The sequence below is a fragment of the Flexithrix dorotheae DSM 6795 genome (assembly GCF_000379765.1).
GTDB classification, from domain to species: Bacteria; Bacteroidota; Bacteroidia; order Cytophagales; family Flammeovirgaceae; genus Flexithrix; species Flexithrix dorotheae.
The window spans coordinates 20075-41348 of the sequence record NZ_KB903455.1; the positions used below are offsets into that span (position 1 = coordinate 20075).

Sequence of the window (21274 nt, forward strand, 5' to 3'; positions counted from 1 at the left end):
ATGGGAAAGAATAGTTTATTGTTTTTGATTTTAATTAATCTTTTTGCCTGTGAAGCCAATTCGCAGATAAAAGGAGATGTGAAAAAATTTGATAAAAAAATTATGGAAAAAGCAACATTTGGAGCTGGCTGTTTCTGGTGTGTAGAGGCGGTTTTTCAGGAAGTAAATGGGGTATACAAAGTAGAATCTGGTTATACCGGGGGAAAAGTGGCCAATCCAACCTACGAACAGGTTTGTAGTGGGTTAACTGGTCATGCCGAGGTGGCTCAAATTACCTACAATCCTAAAGAAGTTTCATTTGAAAAGCTGTTGTCAATTTTTTTCCAAACGCATGATCCAACTACTTTAAATAAACAGGGTGCAGATGTGGGAACGCAATACAGGTCAGCTATTTTTTACCACAATGCGTCCCAAAAGGAAATATCTGAAAAAGTGATTGGGGTTTTGAATGAGGAAAAAGCTTATCCATCACCCATTGTCACTGAAGTGACCAAATTGGGGAAATATTACCCTGCGGAAAATTATCACCAGAATTATTATAAAAATAATCCAAACCAGGGCTATTGTTCGTATGTCATTCAACCGAAGTTGGAAAAGTTCAGAAAAGCATTCAAAGAAGATTTGAAGCAATAACTTTTAAACCAATTCTATAAAAAAATAACCCTTTACCATGTGCAAAAGCCCTTTTCCTTTTAGGAATGCGGGCTTTTTTTTATTAACTGTGAAAGGGAAATTGTGCATTACCCTGGTTGCAATTCCACTTTTTTGCCTACCACCGAAAAATTATCATTGATAAAATTCTCATCCCAGAGGTTGGATATCACTGCTGTTAGTTTTGGGTTTTGCAATGCCCATAAATAGGCTTTAACCGGTGCTTTCATTTCCCCCGGAACAATTCGGTTTACTTTTTCAATTCGCCAGTTGGGGATAGGTTTTATCGCTTCATGGTGAGTGGCCACTGCCATAGCCGCCTTCATGGCGATTACCCCTACACCGTTATCATAAGCATGCCTAATGGCATCTTCCAGATAGCCTCCGTTTATCACATTGTAAGCACACATCACCACATCAAATTTCCCAGCATCAGTAGCAGCCCGCAATACACCAGCAGGATCATTGTGAGAGGAAACACCCAGATATCTCACCTTTCCCTCCTTTTTCAATTCTTCAAAAGTTTCGTTGATTTCCGGTATTTGTACTTCCTCTGCGCAATTGGCACCATGGGGACACATCAGGATATCAAAATAATCGGTTTTGGCCCTCTTCAAACTGCCTTCTACTGAGGTTTTAATTTTATCTTTAAAAGCCTGACTACCATCTACTTTATGTCCATATTCTTCTACCATAGCATTGGCCAGGAAAGTAGGGTCATTTGATTTTTGTTGGCCGGGCCAGTAAGTGAGGAAATATCCCGGTTTATCTACTCCTCTTGCTGCCCTTATTTCCCAGGCCTTTTTTAGAATAGCTTCCTGTTTTGCAGAAGGCAACCCATCATAAATATCACGGTATAACTGGCTTCTTACACTTGTAAATCCACTTACTTTAGTGGTCATAAAAACCTTTTCCCGCTTGGAAGAACTATCAATAATTTGGGCATAAGTTTCTTCACATTCGCCATTTCCGTAGGCAGGAGCCATATCCAGATAGTTCAGGCCTCTTTCCATTGCTATTTCTACTGGTCTGGTTTTTCCCTTTCTTACGGGGTCTCCACCATTTACCACTTCAGAAATCATCATTCCGGTTCTGCCCAGTTTTCTGTAGGCCATTCCAGCTTGTTTGTTTCGCCATTCTAGTGGGGCATTGGGAACCTGGTTTTGTGAAACCTTGGCATGTGACTGGGTGAGGGGTAAGGCTAAAATTCCTGCAGATGAGGCTGATAATGCAGTAAGAAAATTTCTTCTGGATGCCTGAGTTTTCTGGTTTTGTTTTTTATGATCTTTCATTTTAAGAATTTGATGCTTTTAAAAAATTGGTGCTGAGGGTTACTTAAAATTAGAAATAATTGAAATAAGATGAAAATTTATGAGCGTACAAATTGAGGATGGATAAATGCTTCTTTCTTCTGGTTTCCCTGATTTTTATTAAATCGCCTGATATAAAAGGGAATTTGCTAATTATTGATTTAATAATCCTACTTCTTGGCTTATTAGCCAACAAAAAGTAGATTAGCAAAGATTTATTTATAAGTGATTAAGGGGGAATCCAATTCTAAAATTAAGTCTTGCTTTTATTCTTGAATTGCTAAATTTTTAAAACTTAATATGAAGATACTCATCATCAATGGACCTAACCTGAATTTGTTGGGCAAGCGTGAACCTGAAATATATGGCACTCAAACATTTGAAGACTATTTCAAAATTTTGAAAACCAGATTTCCCGACATCACATTAGAATATTATCAATCCAATGTAGAAGGGTTTTTAATTGATAAATTGCATGAAGTAGGTTTTAGCTATGATGGCATAGTGATGAATGCCGGAGCCTATACCCATACTTCCATAGCCATTGCCGATGCCATTGCGGGTATTCAAACCCCTGTAATTGAAGTACATATTTCTAATGTTCATGCGAGAGAATCCTTCCGTCATCATGGATTTATGAGTAAAAATTGTGTGGGTTCGATTGCCGGACTCGGTTTAAAGGGATATGATTTAGGTATTCAGTATTTCATTCCCTAAGAGACAAAAAAAATCACTTTTCCATAGAGTTGCTTAATTGTAAAAACCTGTAACCAGTAATACCAAACCAGCCAATTAACTACCAGTATTTTCAATTTTTTTATAGCATAAATAAAACATGAATACCACTTCCATAATCATAATTCTCATTTGCTTCCTGCATCAATTTTCCTTTTCTCAGAAAAAGAAAGAAGCTCCGAAACCTGAAAAAACAATTGCAAATCATACCGCTGGTATGCAAAAGTTTTCGGGTTTTTTTGATTTTTACTGGGATGAAAATAAAGGGAAAATCTGGTTGGAAATTGGAGAATTTAATACGGAGTTTCTCTATGTAAATTCCCTTACTGCAGGAGTGGGGTCAAATGATATCGGATTGGACAGGAACCAATTGGGAAGTGAAAGGGTAGTCAAATTTGAGAAAATAGGGCCTAAAGTTTTGCTTATTCAACCCAATTATAAGTATAGAGCCATAAGTGATAATCCCGAGGAAAGAAAAGCTGTGGAAGAAGCTTTTGCCCAATCGGTTTTATGGGGTTTTGAAGTGGATCTGGAAGAAAATGGGAAAGTTTTAGTAGATGCTACAAAATTCTTTTTTCAGGATGCCCATGATGTAGCAGGAAGGTTAAAAAGATCAAATCAGGGATCCTATCAATTGAATGAATCAAGAAGTGCCATGTATCTGCCAGGAACAAAAAGTTTTCCCAAAAACTCTGAGTTTGAAGCCATTTTAACCTTTGTAGGAAAACCAACCGGAGGCTATATCAGGTCGGTTACACCCACTCCAGGTGCAGTGACAGTAAGACAGCACCATTCCTTTGTAGAGCTCCCGGATGATAACTATGAAAAAAGAGCGTTTGATCCAAGGTCGGGATATTACCCGATTTCCTACATGGATTATGCAACACCCATTTCTGAGCCTATCTTAAAACAATTTATTGTGCGTCACAGGCTGAAGAAGAAAGATCCGAATGCAGCTGTAAGTGAAGCTGTTGAACCGATCATTTATTATCTTGACAGGGGCGCTCCAGAGCCCATAAAATCTGCTTTAATAGAAGGCGCAGCCTGGTGGAATCAGGCTTTTGAAGCCATAGGATACAAAGATGCTTTTCAGGTGAAGCTGCTTCCGGAAGATGCTGACCCCATGGACGTTAGGTACAACCTGATCAATTGGGTGCATCGGTCTACCAGAGGCTGGTCGTATGGTAGTTCTGTGGTTGATCCCAGAACTGGTGAAATTATAAAAGGACATGTGCTTTTAGGTTCCTTAAGAGTAAGACAGGACTTTTTAATTGCAGAAGGACTTTTGGCGCCCTATGAAGAAGGAAAACCGGTTTCTAAAGAAATGGAGGAAATGGCTTTGGCAAGGCTTCGACAACTTTCTGCGCATGAAGTTGGCCATACCATAGGGTTAATGCACAATTTTGCCGCAAGTCCCAAAGACAGGGCTTCGGTGATGGATTACCCTCATCCTTATTTTAAGCTAAAGGGTGATGGACGTATTGACCTTTCAGAAGCCTATGCGGTGGGAATAGGGGATTGGGATAAAGTGACTATTGCTTATGGTTATCAGGATTTTCCTGAGGGAAAGGATGATAAGGAAGAATTAGATAAAATCATTTCCAATTATATAAACAATGGCTTTACATTTATTTCTGATGCAGATGCCCGACCTACAGGAGGTGCTCATCCTACAGCACATTTATGGGACAATGGTGAAGATGCAGTAGAAGAATTAAACAGATTGATGGAAATCAGAGCAAAGTTACTGGCTGATTTCTCTGAGAAAAACATTAGAAATGGTGCCCCAATGGCTACTTTAGAAGAAAGTCTGGTGCCGGTTTATATGATGCATCGCTATCAGGTGGAAGCGGTATCCAAAATTTTGGGTGGATTACAATACAGTTTTGCCATCAAAGGGGACGGACAGGTGATTACAGAAATGGTGCCTGCTGAGGCTCAGGAAAAGGCTTTAGAAGCATTATTAAAAACACTAACTCCCGAAGCTTTGGCTATTCCTGAAGAATTAATCCAAAAGATTCCCCCTCGTCCGGTGGGTTACCCGCGATCAAGAGAAACTTTTAAATCCAGGAATGGCGTAACTTTTGACCCGGTTGCTGCCGCAGAATCAGCTGCACAAGCCTCTATTTCTTTATTGTTACACCCGGAAAGGGCTGGTAGACTGGTAGAATTCCATGATAGGAATAATGATTTGCCAGGATTTGAAATAGTAGTGGAAAAACTTATTAAGCAAACTTTTTCAGGTGATTTAAAGAAGAGTAGTTTGCAGAAAATGACAGCCGGGTTGCTGATTTATGAATTAATGAATTTATCTGAGAACAAAGCTGCTCACTATGAAGTGAGGGCTATTGCCATGAATGCTTTAATCAGGATTAAGGATTTTTGGATAAGTAGAAATTTAATAGGTACCAATCCATTTTATGCCTACATCACTACTGAAATATCAAGATTCCTTGAAAATCCATCTGCTGTAAAAATTCCCCAACCAGTTTCCCCACCAGATGGTTCACCGATTGGAATGGATAAACTTTGTGGGTGGAAATAAATTTCAGCTATTTTCAGTTAGCTTTTTATGAAAGAACCTCAGCGGATAATTAAATATTTGAGAGAGTGCTACATTGCCGACCAGCGAGAGCAAACGATATGGAATATCTTCGATAAAAAAATTGAAGAAAGGTATTTCATGAAGGAAAAGGAAGAACTGGTTAATGGTTTTTTCCCTAAGGTTTATATTGAGGATAGAAAGGCGATTAAAATTTCAAAGATTTTAAAGTTATACCGGAAGGAAAAAAAGCTTTATTACTATTCATTTTTCATTGCAGGCAAAACAGGCTCTGAACTTCCGGGGAGACAAAATATTTGTGCGCCTTTATTCTATTATCCAGCCCAAATTACTCAAAATGAGGAGTTTTATTATGTCAATATTGATTTTAAAAATAGAAAGGTCAATCTTCCTCTTTTAAGTTTTTTGAGCGATAAACAGGAAGATATTTCTATTGAAAATTTTTTGAAAGAAATACCCAAACAGGAAATTACTTTTGAAAACATAGGAATCCTGGTGGCTGAACTGAAAAAGTTATTGCCTCAGGTAGATTTTGAAGAATCTCTGCTTTATCCATCCTTGGTCAGTAATTCCAAACTTCAGGCGGCAAAGCGGGGGAGTGCACTGAAATTCTTTCCAGCCAGTGTAGTGGGTATTCAGGGTTCTTCACGTGATACCAGAGGCGTATTAAATGAATTGCAGGCACTTTCCCAAACGGATAAATTATCATCCCCATTAAGAGAAGTTTTAGGAGAAACAAGCATAGGATTAGGCTCAAATCATAAGAATGGAAATGTGGAAAAAATTCTTTTCCCCGGAGTGCTTAGTAATGCCCAAAATAAAATCTTAGCCTCAGCTCAAAAAAATACCCTCAACCTGATAATCGGCCCGCCCGGCACTGGAAAATCTTATACAATTTCTGCTTTGGCTATCGACCATATCAGGAGAGGGAAGTCTGTGCTGATTGCCTCCAGAATGGATCATGCAGTGGATGTGATTGGTAATATCATCCAGAATAACCTTGGGCTGGATGGCTGTGTGATGCGGGCAGGCAGGAGTGTTTATCTGAAAGACTTAAAACAATTTCTTCAGAACCTGCTTTCAGGAATCTCCAAAATGGCAGAAATAAAGGCCCTTGAAAAGGGGATATATAAAGCAAATAAAGAACTGAAAAATATAGACAGGGAGATTGAACAGCTGGAAAAAACCTTTACCAGAAGATCGAAAAGGGAATTGAAATGGACCCATTTTATTACCAATCGGTCAACCAATGAAAATTTCCTAATTCGTTTCATTAATAATATCAGGAATACGCTCATTGAAAATGGTATAAAAAAATCTCACCCCCTATGGGAATCTATTTTATCCATAGAAAACTTATTGGAAAAAAGGAGTGCGCTGATTTCTGGCCTTTTGAAAAGTAGTTACCAGAAAAATTTAAACAAATGTGTAAGGAACCACCGGAATCAGTTGAATACCTTTCTGAGTGCCATTCGGGCAAGAACGGATGGAAAGCAGGAAGATTTGATGAAAACCATAAACTTTAGCACTATTCTGGAAGCTTTTCCGGTGTGGCTTGTCAATTTGGCTGATGTTTATGATGTGTTGCCAATGCATAAAGAATTGTTCGATCTGGCCATAATTGATGAGGCTACCCAATGTGATATTCCTTCCTGTTTGCCCATTTTCCAACGGGCCAAAAAAGTGGTAATTACAGGGGACCCTCACCAACTGAGACATGTTTCATTTTTAGCCAGGACAAGGCAAACTCATTTGGCTGAAAAACACAAATTGTCTTTTCCACAAACAGAAAGGTTCAATTACAGAGAAAAAAGTGTACTTGATCTGGTCAATGAAGTAATCAGTAATCAGGAACAGGTGGTGATGTTGGATGAGCATTATAGAAGTTTGCCTGGAATTATTTCCTATAGCAATCAGACTTTTTATAATAATGCTTTGCATGTCATGACACAATCACCTATTTCCGAAAAGAAAAATCCGGTTGAGGTGATTCAATTGGACGGAAAAAGGGAAAAAAGAGGAGTGAATGTAACAGAAGCCAACTGGATACTGGCCAGGGTGCAAAAAATAATTGATCAGGAGGATCACCTGAGTAAAAAAGTCTGTCATTCCATAGGTATTTTATCACCTTTCCGGGATCAGGTAGATTACATTGCAAATTTGTTCCACAAGAACCTCCAGATTAATGAAATGGAAAAGCATGAAATTGCCATTGGCACAGCCCACTCTTTCCAGGGAGAAGAGCGCGATATGATGTTTTTATCCTTTGTATTTGATGAAACAGCCAGTGGAGGTACTTTTACCCATTTAAATAAGGATGATATTTTCAATGTGGCTGTTACCCGTGCAAGGGTTAAGCAGTTTGTGGTTATTTCAACTTCACCTGAGCAAATTCCTGCAAACAGCCACCTGAAAAAATATCTTGAACATGCATCTTATTTTGGAAAAAATGGAGACTCAGAAAAATTAATTGCTTCTCATTTACTTTCATGTGAATTTGCCAATGAAGTTTCAGGTTATTTTAAAAATCTTGGTTTTAATAGTTTTATAGGTTATCCAATTGCCGGATTAAATATTGATTTGCTTCTGGAAAGAGATGGGAAATTATTAGGAATTGACCTGATTGGCTATCCCGGAGTGTATGCTCATCCTTTCGAACTGGAAAGATATCAGATGTTGCAAAGAGCAGGCCTCCAAATTTTGCCTTTAACTTACCTCCGTTGGGAAAATCACAGACAGGAATGTTCTGAGGTTATAACCGGTTTTTTTGAGTAAAACATTGGGTTTTAAGGCAGGTAAATGAATGTTCGCACAATTTTCCTTTCATAATTTTTCATTATCATCCATTCCATTACATTTAGAATTTCCGCAAAAACGAAAACAAGTGTAAATACCAAAACTTTGGATTTGAATTTGAATGTTTATAATCTCAGAACTAACAAAAACTCTAATAAACTAAACTTTAAATTAACAGACATGAATTTTCCTCAGGAGAAAAACGATACCTTGTTAAAAGAATATTTTCAGGTAAGTTCGCAAATTTTTGCTACACAATCCAAAACGGATTTGGATCAGATCAGGAAAAAACTTTCGGATATAAAAAACTCAATAAAACAAAAAAATAACTAATACGGAAAAGGCTTATTAAGTTGATCAATTATTTGAGAAATCACTAACCATTAAACTTTTCCAGTAATATACTCTGTTTTTCGTTTGTTTTGTTACTACTTATATTACTTAAACACAAAAGCTTTACCTGAAGAGGTAAAGCTTTTTTTTGTATCCTTAAACGTCTGGAAGTTATTGCCTTATGAGTAATAACATGCCTTTTTTCTCCAGTTTGTCTTCTAATGTGTTTGTAGCAGAAACTATAAAAGTATAAGGACCAGCCGGAGCATCCACACCATTAAAAGTTCCATCCCAGCCTTTTTCAATGTTTCGGCTTTCAAATAATAATTCGCCCCATCGGTTATAAATTTTCAGATTGAAGGTATCCACATAAAAACCACTCCCCTGAAAAATATCATTTAGGCCATCACCATTTGGGGTAAACGCATCTGGCAGCCTTACATCAATGTCTTCTTCAATTTCCACTATATTAGAATAGGAGATAAAAGATCTATTCCCGGGGAAACTAACCCTTACTCTGTAATACCTGCTGAGAATCTTGTCTTCCAGGTTTACAGGGTCTATGAAATCAAGTGTGTTTTTATCCAAATCCTGAGATGTGCCGATAATATTTCCTTCTCCATCTAAAAATTCCAGGGTATATTCTAAATCGGTGGTGCCTTCATAGGCTGTCCATTTCAATAAATTATCTTTATCCGCTTTTTCACCAGTGAGTACAACCGGACAGGTAGTATTTGACCTTTCAGTCACATTCCCGCAACTATCTTCCAAAGCCACTCTGTAACAATAGCGGTTTTCATCAATATTCACCAAAGAATCCACAAAAGGACTTGGACGATTTCCTATTTCTTCGTAAAGTCCCCCATTAACAGATCTGAGAATGGAAATCTTTTTTACTTTTATTCCCTGTGGAATATCATAAATGATAAGGATATTATCATCCTGAACGGTACTAAATAAATTTTCCACTTCTGGCAAAGGGTCTCCGGATTTTGAAGCCACTACACATTTCGTCTGGGTTATACTTGCAGCCCCGTTTTTGAGCCTGGTGATAATCTGATAGCAATATTCTTCCAGACATTGTACAGCAGTGTCTTCATACACCAAAAAGTTGATGTTATTAAACTGGGTAACTGTATCCCCATTTTTAACCACAAGATAAGCTTCAAAGTTTGAGAAGGAATTTGTTCTGGCCCACCTAATTCGGTTTTGACCGTTTTCCACAGCAATAGAAAGATCGTTGGAACAAATTTCATTTGAGGTGATATTTACTTTTTCACATTGATCATATGCAGAAATTCTGTAACAAAAAGTATTATTTATAATATCTTTTCCCGGTAAGAAAATCTCAATATCTGAAGAAGAAATGGTCTGGATAGGACTAAAACCCCCTCCATTTACACTTTCTTCCAGCTGATAAAAAGTGTTTTCCTGTAATTGTGCAAATCTGGCTATAATTTCTGTATCATTATTTACTTCTATAGCTTCAAGCTTTGGGGTGGGAATAGTAGCTAAAGGAGTGAAATCCAATTTATTTTCCCCACAAAGGTTTACATTATCATTAATGGCTTGAAAATGACCTCTCAGGGTAATTTCTTTAGTTAAATTATTGGTATAACTGTGAGAAGGATTTGTGCCTTTTGCTACTTTTTCTTCAGGACTTCCATCTCCCCAATCGATGAAGTACTCATCGTAATAGGTGTCTGTAATATTTAAAATTGCTTTAGAATTAGAACAGGCAAATACCTCAAAATCAGGGAATCTTGGTTCTATTACTTTTACATAGCTGGTATAAGTTTCTGTACCATAAAATACAATAACTTCATATGGATTTGCTTGAGGAGTATTATAAGTAAAAAAATTATCATCTCCAGGAGGATCATTTTTAAAGAAGCTATGTTTTTGATCATTTGGTCCGCAGGACTCTAAGGTCACCGTAAAGGGGGCACAGCCATAAATGGTATCTCCATCCGAACAAAAGTTATAGGTTTGTCCTTTTAAGTGATTGCTATTGAGCATGATCAGGCCAATAAAAAATAATGTCAGTTTAAAAAAGCCAGTCCAATTAAATTTAATACCCATATAATGATTTGAAATTTTCAGATAATCGGCATGTAATCAGGGAATATTCCTGTTTCTTTGCAAATATCAAAAATGCTGATAAATATTTGTAACTTCTCAAAAAACGTGCATTTAAAGTATAAGACACTAAAAAATAGAAATTGGCTTAAACCTTTTATTCAGTTAATTTTTATTAAAGATGCCTGGAAAGTTTTGTAAGCAATTGATTAGCACAAAAAACAATTAGAATGATATTATTAAAAAATAATTTTAGCAGACAACTTTTATTTTCATTTGTGGTCATTTTTTCTATTTGGGGATGCAGTGCCAAACAGGAAAAAGATTTAGGCTTGCTTCCTTCTGCCAAGGGAGAAGTTGGGGAAATTATTCTGGTAATAGATACGGTTAAATGGAAAGGTGCACTGGGAGATCAAATTAGGGAAACTTTCTCTCAAAAAATAGAAGGGCTGCCCCAGCCAGAGGCTATGTTTACGGTAAGGAATATTGAACCGAACAGTTTTGTGAGTTTTCTGAGGCAGCATAAGAACATAGTTATTGTGACCACCTTTGATGAAAATACTGCCGGCTCGAGAAAGTTAAAAGAATTTTTTACTCCAGAAAGTATAGCGCAGATCAAAAATAATGAGAATTTATTTATGACCAATTCTGAAAATGAGTATGCCAAAGGGCAGCTCGTCATGAATCTTTTCTCCAGGGATGAAGCTACACTTATTAAGCATTTAAAAGAAAACAGACAAAAGATCCAGGATGTATTTAACAATAGAGAGCGGCAAAGAGTGGCTGGAAAGCTGTTTAAGGCAAGAAAGAAGGAGTTGGAGGTTTCGCTGGCAGAGGAGCATAATTTTAAAATGATTGTTCCAGCCGGGTATAAATTTGTGCCTTTAAATACTGAAGCCGAGAATTTTGTCTGGTTAAGGTATGTGGAATACGATTATGACAAAAATATTGTCATTTCCTATAAAGACTATAAATCGGAGGAACAGTTTGAAGTTGAAAATATTTTACAATGGAGGGAGGAAATCATGAAAAAGTATACGGTTCAGGATTCCCCCGATAATTATGTGATTAAAGAAAAACTTGTTCCTGTTTCTTCCAGAAAAGTGAATTTCAATGGAAAGTATGGTGTGGAATTAAGAGGAATATGGAGGTTAAGTGAGGCAATAGTAGGAGGTCCCTTTCTTGCCTATGTGTTTTATGATAAAGATTCAGGAAGAATATATTATCTGGAAGGTTTCCTTTCTGCTCCGGGTGTGAGGAAAAGGGAACATATGCGTGAAATGGAAGTAGTTTTGCGAAATTTCAGGGGATAAGTGAAAGATATTGTTAAAATAATTATAAAATTTATAGATTTGAAACCTTTAATTTCCTTAAACAGGAGGGAATTAAAGGTTTTTTAAATTATATGGTTGGGAATTAGCAGGTTACGGATTTTTTCAAACCGGACCTTTGGAAAAGTTGTAGAACAAAGTGATTATGCTAATTGATAATACCAGATTCAATTTTTTAGGATACAAGCATTTTTTGCACTTTTAATGTCACTGCGGCTAACTAATTTGTCTTATTGTAAATCCCTTCTGGGGTTCATTTTTAGAGGGATAATCATAACTTTTTAGTCTCATGCCCGGATTTGTGCAAAAATGAATGGGAATGTCCCTTTTAGGGATATTTATTTGTAATCGGTAAATTTTTCAAAATTACTTTTTAATAATTCGTAAAGACCCAAAATGTTCAATTACCTAAGTGGAAAATTAGTTGTAAAGGATCCTACCTTTGTGGTGATTGATATCGGTGGTGTTGGGTATGAAGTGAAAATTTCTCTTGGCACTTTCAGTAAAATTAAAGCATTAGAGCAATGCCAATTGTTTACCTATTTTCATGTGAAGGAGGACATGCAGGTGTTGTTTGGCTTTGTGGATGCCGAAGAAAAAGAATTGTTTATAAAATTAATTAGTATTTCAGGCATAGGGCCTTCTACGGCCCTGATGATGTTTTCTTCCCTGAGCAAGGAAGAATTGATTGAAGCGATTTCCTCTGGAAATGTGAAGACAATTCAATCAGTAAAGGGAATTGGAGCTAAAACTGCCCAAAGGGTTATTCTGGAATTGAAGGATAAGGTAACTAAATCTGGTACTGCCATCGATGGGATTCCTGGAATTGCTGCTTCTCCCTCTCAGGAAATATTACAGGAAGCAGTTGCAGCATTGGTTACATTGGGAATAGCTAAAAATGTGGCAGAGAAAAACGTTAGACTTATACTAAAAAGGACCAACAGCCAGTTATCCTTGGAAGAAATCATCAAACTTGCCCTTAAGTCAAATTAGCCTATGAGTTAAAATTACTTTAAGTACAAAATTTTTAATTTGAGAAAAAGTGAAGGGGATTTTTGGGTGGATGAAATCATGATTTTATCCGATTTTTAAAGTATCGGCTTTAATTTTTTTAACTGAGTGTAAATTGATTTTTTAAGCATAATGAAAATTAGAGAGCCAGGATTTTTTCAGAGATAAAAGTATAATTTTTTAATTGCTTTTAATTTAGAGTAAGCTGAAAAATCTAAAAGCTGAAATACCACTAAAACCTGAATGCTAGAGGTAAATTCTCAGATTGATGTATTGCAAGTGCTTAAACTACTAAAGTTGTAGGTAATTTTAATTTTCTATCAATTCAAAACGGGTTTGTTTAGAATTACTAAAATAATTTCCATTGCTATTTTAACCATTACCTGGATTTCAGGTAATGAGATGGTATATGCCCAGGATCCAGCAGGCGACTCTGTGACAATCGATCCTGAAACATTACCTCCTTATCAGAGAGATCGGTATGGAGACCCCTTTTCAGGTTATGAAAGTCCCTCTCCCTTTTTAATAAAACCTCCTTCAAGTCTGGATATAGGCATAGATAGTACTGGAGCATATTATAATATCTCAGAAAAAATTGGTCCTTATAATTACCGAACCGAATCAACCATTCCATTTGAAGAATACCAGGAATATAAATACCGGGAAATGGTTCGGGACTACTGGAAAACAATTTCCTCTGCCCAGGATGGAGGGGATGATCTTACAGGAGAAGGACTGGCCATTCCCCCTATAAAACTAGGCCGGTTGGCACAAAGGTTATTTGGAGGAGATCAGGTGACCATTCAGCCGAATGGTCAGGTAGTGTTAGATTTTGGGGGCTTGTGGCAGCGGGTAAATAATCCGGGTTTGCCGATCAGACAACAAAAAAATGGAGGTTTTAACTTCGATCAGCAAATTGGAATGGCTTTGTCTGGAAAAATTGGAGAAAAACTTTCAGTGAATGCAAATTTTGATACAAAGAATACCTTCCAGTTTGAGCAGAAATATAATATTAACTATACCGCCTTTGAAGAAGATATCATTCAGGAAGTGCAATTGGGTAACGTTAGTTTTTCTTCGAGAAACAGCTTGATATCGGGAGCTCAAAACCTATTCGGATTTACCACAAAAATGCGGTTCGGTAAATTGTTTATTGATGCTGTTGTTTCCAACCAGCGGGGTAGTACAGAGACCATGGTAATAAAAAATGGTGCTCAAAACAGGGAATTTGAGATTAGGGCAGATATGTACGATGCCAACCGGAATTTCTTTTTAGCCCAATTTTTCCGAAATAATTACGAAGCTTCACTCAACAATATTCCGGTGATTAATTCAGGAGTGACCATTACAAGAATGGAACTCTATATAACCAATAGGAACAATGATACGCAAACCCTAAGAAGCGTCACTGGTTTCCTAGATTTGGGTGAGGCTTACCCATATGACCCTCAATGGAGAAATGATGAAATTCCGATTACTGGACCTCCAATACCAGCTGATAATGATATCAACAAACTTTTTGAAAAACTTCAAGAAAATCCTTCTCTAAGGGTTTCTGATGCTACCAGCCAGGAATTGGAAATTTTGGGCTTGGAAAAGGGAACTGAATTTGAAACATTGAGGAGTGCCAGAAAATTAAATCAGGATGAGTATTATTTCCATCCTCAATTGGGGTACATTTCCCTGAGAACTCCTTTAAAACCAGATGAAGTGCTGGCAGTTTCTTTCGAATATACCTATAGAGGTCAAAGTTTTAAGGTTGGAGAACTTTCCGAAGATTATCAGAACCTAACGGATGATAAAACCATTTTCCTTAAGCTGTTAAGACCCTCATCTATCAGAATTGATTTGCCTACCTGGGACTTAATGATGAAAAACGTTTACTCACTCAATACTAACCTAGTGGTGAGGGATAATTTCCAGTTTAAGGTGGTTTACCGGGATGATTTTAATCGTCTAGACAAAACCAGTTTGAATGAAGGTAGAAGAATAAAGGATATTCCATTGGTAAACATCATGGGGCTCGACCGGTTGAATCAAAGTAATGAAATTGTATTTGAAGTTGACCCGGATACTCAGGAGAGAACAGTAATCGGTGATGGTAATTTTGACTATGTGGAAGATGTAACCATCAATACCAGGGATGGAAAAGTTATTTTTCCGGTGCTTGAACCATTTGGAAAGCATTTAGAAAAGTTTTTTGATGAGGATGAAGGCTTATTAAAAGAACAGTATGTTTTTGATACGCTTTATAGAGGAACACAAAATGATGCTACCCAGACAGCAGGTCAGAATAAATATTTTATGACGGGTAGTTATCAATCGGGCACAAGTAATGAGATCATTTTGCCAGGGATAAATATTGCCGAAAATTCGGTAGTGATTCGTGCCGGGAATACTGTGCTTTCTGAAGGAGTTGATTTTACGGTAGATTATCAATTTGGAAGGGTAAGAATTTTAAATGAAGGAGTTTTAAACTCAGCAAAAGAGATCAGAATTCAATATGAACGGGCAGATTTATTCAGTTTTCGGCAGAAAAGTCTCATGGGTTTTGATGCGGAATACCGGCTTACCAAGGATATTAGATTTACAGGAACTTTCCTGCATTTGAATGAACGCCCAACCATTACCAGAGTCGCAGTGGGGAACGAGCCTACGAGGAATACCATGTGGGGATTTGGTGTGGATTACCGAAGTGATTCCAGGTTATTAACCAAGATGGTAGATGCGTTGCCTTTTATCAGTACCAAGGAGCAGTCGAGTGTTGCCCTTAAGGCTGAGTTCGCTCAAATCGTCCCGGGAGTTCCAAGTTTATTGGTTGGAGATAAGGGGACTTCCTATATTGATGACTTTGAACAAGCTGAAGTGCCATACGATCTTACCAGAAGCCCAACCAGCTGGGTTTTGGGTTCAACCCCTCAGGCCATTCTCAATGACCAGGTGGCTTCAGCCGGATTGGAAAAAAATTATCGCAGAGCCAAATTAGCATGGTACACTATTGATAATTCATTTTATAGTAATACAAATAATATTATTGGGGTAACAGAGGAAATTCAGGAAAACCATTACATGAGGTACATTCCATTTGATGAAGTATTCCCCAACAAACAAAGAGGGCAGGTAGCCCTTCCGGAAATTTCCTTCGATCTTGCCTATTATCCTGAAGAAATTGGTCCTTACAATTATAATCCGGACTTAGATCCGGATGGTTCATTAAAAAACCCTTCCAATAATTTTGGAGCCGTTACCAGGGCGATTACAAGTGACATTGATTTTGATAATAGTAACATTCAGTACATAGAATTCTGGTTGATGGATCCATTCGATCAGGACAGGGCAATTACCGGAGCAGAAGGAAATACTGGAGGAAAGTTAGTGTTTAATCTGGGTAATATTTCGGAAGATTTAATTCCAGATGAAAGGCATTTCTTTGAAAACGGATTACCTGTTACAGATGAAGAAACGGCTGATACTACTGTGTGGGGTAAAGTGCCCAATACCCAGTATTTGACTAATTCCTTTGCTGTAGGCCCTAATGCCAGAACTTTACAGGATGTGGGATTCGATGGGTTGTTGAGTAGCGGTGGAGCAGATACGAATGAGGAGGCCATTAAAAGAGCTGACTATCTGGAACAACTAAGGCAAAATGGCGTTTCACCGGAAATTGTCCAGAGAATAGCCGAGGATCCCTCTGCCGATGATTTTAAATATTATTTGGATCCTTCCTATGATGAAACTGCTTCTAATATTCTGGAAAGATACAAGGCTTTTAATGGACCTGAAGGCAACTCTCCTGAAAATGCAGGGTCAAATTTTACGCCTTCATCCTCCACTTTCCCCGACAATGAAGATTTAAACAGAGATAATACACTTTCGGATATTGAACAATATTTTGAATATGAGGTGCCTTTAGACCAGGAAGGAAATAGGTTGAAAATATCAGATAACCCTTATGTAGTTGATCAGGTTGATGCGGTTACAGAAGAAGGTAAAGCCATCTCCTGGTATCAATTTAGGATCCCGCTTAGAGATAAAAGAGCCACTGCAGTCAATAATATTCAGAGTTTTAAGTCCATTAAATTCCTTAGGATGTATATGACTGGATGGACTGATCCTGTGGTATTGAGAATGGTTCAATTTCAGTTTGTAGGAGCCCAATGGAGACCATTTACCGAAGAACTTTTTGAGCCAGGTTTGGATGAGGTGCCCGATAATGACCAGACTTTTTTAGCTGTAAGCTCTGTAAATATTGAGGAAAATGGACAGGATAAAAATGATGGAAATTCAGTGGCTTATAATCTTCCTCCTGGTTTTAACAGAGATTTAGACATTACGTCTACCATTACAAGAGCCTTGAATGAGCAATCGGTTCAGGTAAAAGTGGATAATTTACTGCCAAAGGATTCAAGGGCAATATTTAAACCCTTTTCACTGGATTTGGTGAATTACAAGCGTTTGAAAATGGAAATCCATGCCCATGATGAAACCAGAACTACAAATGAAGGGGATTTGACCGCATTTATAAGGCTTGGAAGTGATTTTAATCAAAACTATTATCAGATAGAAGTCCCTCTTGAAATGACTCCATTGGGGACCTCTGCCTCAGATCGTGAAGCGCTATGGCCCAGGAGTAATGAAATTGATATCGCACTGGAAGAATTATATAAATTGAAGTCTGAACGGAATAGGGTAGGAGGTGATAGTAAAAATGAATATCCCATTACACCAGGACCAAACATTGGAAAGTACAGGGTTACGGTAAGAGGAAACCCCGAGCTGAGCGGAGTCCAAACGGTAATGTTAGGGGTGAAAAATCCAAGAACAGGGGATGGTTTGCCTAAGTCAGCTATAGTCTGGTTTAATGAATTGCGTGTGACAGATTTCGATCAGACATCGGGATGGGCAACTAATTTAAGTTTAAATACCAAACTGGCCGATTTTGCCATGGTGAATGCCTCATTGCGGTATAACACCTACGGTTTTGGGCAAATTCAGGATAAAGTATTTGAAAGAGCCCGATCAAAAACCTTAAGCTATGATGTAAATGCTAATATTAATCTGGATAAAATTCTTTTAAATAAGGTTGGTATTTCACTGCCTTTGTATGTGGCCTATGAGAAAAGTATTACCGATCCGTTCTTTGATCCCAGAGATGAGGATGTGCCTTTAGAACTTGCTCTTGCTTCCATTAACGATCCGCAGGAAAGGCAGGATTATCTGGATAAGGTGAGAGATTTATATGAGGTAAGAAGTATTAACCTCACCAATGTGCGGAAAAAGAAAATGCGTGAAGATGCTAAAAGTAATGTATGGGATATAGAAAATCTATCATTTTCCGCTTCTTATAGTGATGCCTTTACCAGAAATATTCAAATTGCTACTATGCTTGATCGGCAATGGCGACTTGGTGCAGTATATGGCTTTAACAGTAAAGCAAAACCATTTGAGCCTTTTAAAAACGCTGAAGGACTCAGTTCCCCCTGGCTCAAACTGGTAAAGGACTTCAATTTGAATCTTGTGCCTACAAGTATTGCGATAAGAGCTGATTTACGGAGGAATTTCAGAAAAATTCAATATAGAAATACAGACCTTTCTCCAATTATTCCAACTTACGAAAAAGTTTTCAACTTTGACCGGGCATATACACTTAATTGGGGATTATCCAAAAACCTTGGTTTGAACTACAATGCAGTAGCCAATGCGCTTATTGATGAAAATCCTGGAGAAATTACTGAAAGTGTAAGAGATCAGATTATTAGTAATCTGAAAGATTTTGGAAGAATGAAATTGTTTACCCAGAGTGTTGGGGCAAATTATAAAATACCTTTCGACAAAATTCCACTTACCAGCTGGCTGGCAGGAGATGCCTCTTACAATACTACGTATACCTGGACGGCTGGTTCATTAGGCATTGCCGATACCCTGGGAAATAATGCTGCCAATAACAGAACGATTGCTGTTAATGGTCGGATTGATATGAACAAAATCTATAACAGTGTTCCCGGGCTGAAGAAATATAATGTTACTACCGGAAGAGGAAGAGGCAGGCAGCAGGATCCCTTACAACTTGAAAGGAAAAAGCTTCAGGATAAATTAAGAAAGATTGACGAAAAGATAAAAAAACAAGAAGAAAAAGCGGCTCAAAAGGAGACCAAAAGATTATTGAAACTTGTGGATGGAGATTCTACTTTACTGGATTCCATTAGAAGCGTTCAACCTCTGGAAGAGGAACCCGCAGAGGAGGTGAAACCTAAAGGATTAGAGAAAAAAAAGTTGAGGATTCAGCAACAAATTGCAGATATTGATGCCGAAATAGAAAGAAAGAAACAGGCCGAAGAAAAGCCAAAAGAACAAAAAGTAATAAAAGGGCTTGCAGGTCTATTGATGTCGGTAAAAAGTATCAAAGCCTCATTTAATGAATCAGCAGGAACTATTCTACCTGGTTATATGCGAACGCCAAAATATTTTGGTTTTGATGACCAATGGGATAGCCCCGGAATTGATTTTCTATTAGGTAGTCAGGATGCCAATGTACGGAAGGAAGCTGCTGCTAAAGGCTACCTTTCTGAAAGTTTATATCAGAATAATCCTTTTTTGCAAAATAGATTAAGGAATTTGACCTTTAATGCCGATGTTGAACCTGTAAAGGATTTTAAAATTACTTTGGAAGCCAAAAAGTCAGTTACGGATAATTATTCTGAAAATTACCGAAAAGCATATGATGATGAATTAATGGATACAGTTTATATGAGCCAAACTCCTGTGAGGTCTGGAGGGTTTGCGATGTCTTATTTCATGTTGCCTACTGCTTTCAGCAAAGATGATATCAATAACAATAGTGAATTATTTGATCAATTTGTAGCTAACAGAGAAGTGGTTTATGAAAGGCTTGGTCTCGCAGGAATTTCAGATACACTGGATCTGAATAATCCTGATGTGTTAATTCCTGCTTTTAGAATGGCTTATGCCGGGGAGGATGAAAATACAAGTAACCTTTCCAAATTTCCCAAAATTCCTTTGCCAAACTGGCGGGTTACCTACAACGGTTTATCTAAAGTCGCTGGTTTAAAAGAGGTTTTCAGAAGTGTTTCCATTACTCACGGCTATTCTTCGGAATATGCAGTGGGAAATTTTGCCTCAAGCTTATTTTATGTAAATGATGCCGATCTTCTCACTCTGAATAATGATATAGAAAATATCAATAGTACGCAGATAAATCCTGAAACAGGCAGGATCGCTCCAATTCTGGTTATGAGTCAGGTCAGGATGACAGAACAGTTTAGTCCGCTTATTGGGGTGAATCTGCGGACGAGAAGTAATGTGACTATTAAAGTTGACTATAAAACAAGAAGAGATGTAGCGCTTAATTTGAATAACGCTGAAGTAAGTGAATTAAAAAATAAAGATTTCACAGTGGATCTGGGTATGACAAAAGCGGGGATGAAACTTCCAATCAGGACAAGAACTGGCTCTCAGATTGTGTTGAATAACGATGTAACTATGAGGCTGGCTATGACCATTCGTGATACCAAAACTGTTCAGCGAAAAATTGATGATGCTCCTGTAGTCACACAGGGAAATCTGAACTTCCAGTTTAAACCAACTGTAGCTTACCAAATTAATAAACAGGCCAATATACAGCTATATTTTGAGCGAACCATAAATGATCCCAGAGTTTCGAGTTCTTATAAAAGAACTACCACAGCATTTGGTGTACAGATAAGATATGCCTTAACCCAATAAATTATATTCAAAATCCATCTGATTGATAATTGTTTTAAAATCCTTATCCAAAGGTGCTTTTAGGGTAATTTCGGTATCCAAAACAGGATGAATGAATTTTAATGAACTGGCATGTAGTAATAATCTGTGGCAGTTGAACTTTTCCCTTACCATCTGATTATGTTTCCCGTCACCATGGGCTGTATCTCCTACTATGGGGTGGAAAATATGTTTCATATGCCTTCTTATTTGTCTGGTTCTTCCAGTTTCAGGGGATACCTGAACCAAGGAATAGCGGGAGGTAGGATAGGGCCTTACTGGAATTGGTAATTCGGTAGTGTAAAGCCTTTTATAAAAAGTAACAGCTGATTGCTTCTGAACTGTGGTTGATTTTTTCTTAGTGAATAAGGGAGGTAGGGGATAATCAATCACTCCTTCAGTTGGTGTATGACCTCTAACGATCGCCAGGTAGTTTTTTTTTACCTGCCTATTAGTGAATATTTCGGTGAGATTTTTTGCAATCTGCTTATCCAGGCCAAATAACAATACTCCTGAGGTTGGTTTGTCAAGCCTATGGGCAGGGTAAACCCATTTACCCAGCTGATCCCGCAGGATTTCCATGGCATTTTTTTCTTCATACTTGTCAATATCGCTTTTATGGACAAGTAAACCACTTGGCTTATTAATGGCTACCAAGTAATCATCCTGATAAATAATGTCTAATGGGTGGGACATGTAATCTG

Annotated in this window: 11 protein-coding genes; 8 read left to right on the forward strand and 3 right to left on the reverse strand. The window is 37.7% G+C overall.

Features of this window, described 5'->3' with window-relative positions:
* The gene (gene msrA / locus A3EM_RS0124525) at positions 1 to 633 is read left to right on the forward strand and encodes a peptide-methionine (S)-S-oxide reductase MsrA (protein ID WP_020530900.1); all 633 of its coding nucleotides are present in this window, start codon (positions 1 to 3) and stop codon (positions 631 to 633) included.
* Positions 634 to 740: 107 nt separating this feature from the next.
* On the opposite strand, the gene A3EM_RS0124530 is transcribed toward msrA, so the two are convergent.
* Positions 741 to 1943: an aldo/keto reductase gene (locus A3EM_RS0124530; RefSeq protein ID WP_020530901.1), complete on the reverse strand. Its 1203-nt coding sequence runs from the start codon at positions 1941 to 1943 to the stop codon at positions 741 to 743.
* Between the two features lie 318 nt (positions 1944 to 2261).
* Between A3EM_RS0124530 and aroQ the strand changes: the two genes are divergently transcribed.
* The 4 genes from aroQ (at position 2262) to A3EM_RS43575 (ending at position 8388) form a co-directional block, all read left to right on the forward strand.
* Complete coding sequence (gene aroQ, locus A3EM_RS0124535) at positions 2262 to 2678, forward strand: type II 3-dehydroquinate dehydratase (RefSeq protein WP_020530902.1); 417 nt, start codon at positions 2262 to 2264, stop codon at positions 2676 to 2678.
* A 118-nt stretch (positions 2679 to 2796) separates the two neighbouring features.
* A complete protein-coding gene (locus A3EM_RS0124540) occupies positions 2797 to 5241 on the forward strand; it encodes a zinc-dependent metalloprotease (RefSeq protein ID WP_020530903.1) in 2445 nt (814 codons plus the stop codon).
* Positions 5242 to 5268: 27 nt separating this feature from the next.
* Positions 5269 to 8034: an AAA domain-containing protein gene (locus A3EM_RS0124545; RefSeq protein WP_020530904.1), complete on the forward strand. Its 2766-nt coding sequence runs from the start codon at positions 5269 to 5271 to the stop codon at positions 8032 to 8034.
* 201 nt (positions 8035 to 8235) lie between these two features.
* Positions 8236 to 8388: a hypothetical protein gene (locus A3EM_RS43575; protein WP_020530905.1), complete on the forward strand. Its 153-nt coding sequence runs from the start codon at positions 8236 to 8238 to the stop codon at positions 8386 to 8388.
* 171 nt (positions 8389 to 8559) lie between these two features.
* Here the strand turns inward: A3EM_RS43575 and A3EM_RS0124555 are convergent, their stop codons facing one another.
* Positions 8560 to 10470 carry a T9SS type B sorting domain-containing protein gene (locus tag A3EM_RS0124555; RefSeq protein ID WP_020530906.1) on the reverse strand — a complete coding sequence of 637 codons (1911 nt, stop codon included), beginning with the start codon at positions 10468 to 10470 and terminating at the stop codon, positions 8560 to 8562.
* Between the two features lie 227 nt (positions 10471 to 10697).
* Here A3EM_RS0124555 and A3EM_RS0124560 point away from each other — a divergent pair, with 227 nt between their 5' ends.
* From A3EM_RS0124560 to sov, 3 genes are all read left to right on the forward strand, one after another.
* The gene (locus A3EM_RS0124560; protein ID WP_020530907.1) at positions 10698 to 11780 is read left to right on the forward strand and encodes a DUF4837 family protein; all 1083 of its coding nucleotides are present in this window, start codon (positions 10698 to 10700) and stop codon (positions 11778 to 11780) included.
* 414 nt (positions 11781 to 12194) lie between these two features.
* The gene (ruvA, locus tag A3EM_RS0124565; protein WP_020530908.1) at positions 12195 to 12791 is read left to right on the forward strand and encodes a Holliday junction branch migration protein RuvA; all 597 of its coding nucleotides are present in this window, start codon (positions 12195 to 12197) and stop codon (positions 12789 to 12791) included.
* 354 nt (positions 12792 to 13145) lie between these two features.
* Complete coding sequence (gene sov / locus A3EM_RS43580; RefSeq protein WP_020530909.1) at positions 13146 to 20552, forward strand: T9SS outer membrane translocon Sov/SprA; 7407 nt, start codon at positions 13146 to 13148, stop codon at positions 20550 to 20552.
* Here sov and A3EM_RS0124575 read toward each other — a convergent pair.
* A complete protein-coding gene (locus A3EM_RS0124575; protein ID WP_020530910.1) occupies positions 20541 to 21266 on the reverse strand; it encodes a pseudouridine synthase in 726 nt (241 codons plus the stop codon). The two genes, sov and A3EM_RS0124575, sit on opposite strands and share 12 nt — an antisense overlap.
* Positions 21267 to 21274 lie beyond the last annotated feature (8 nt).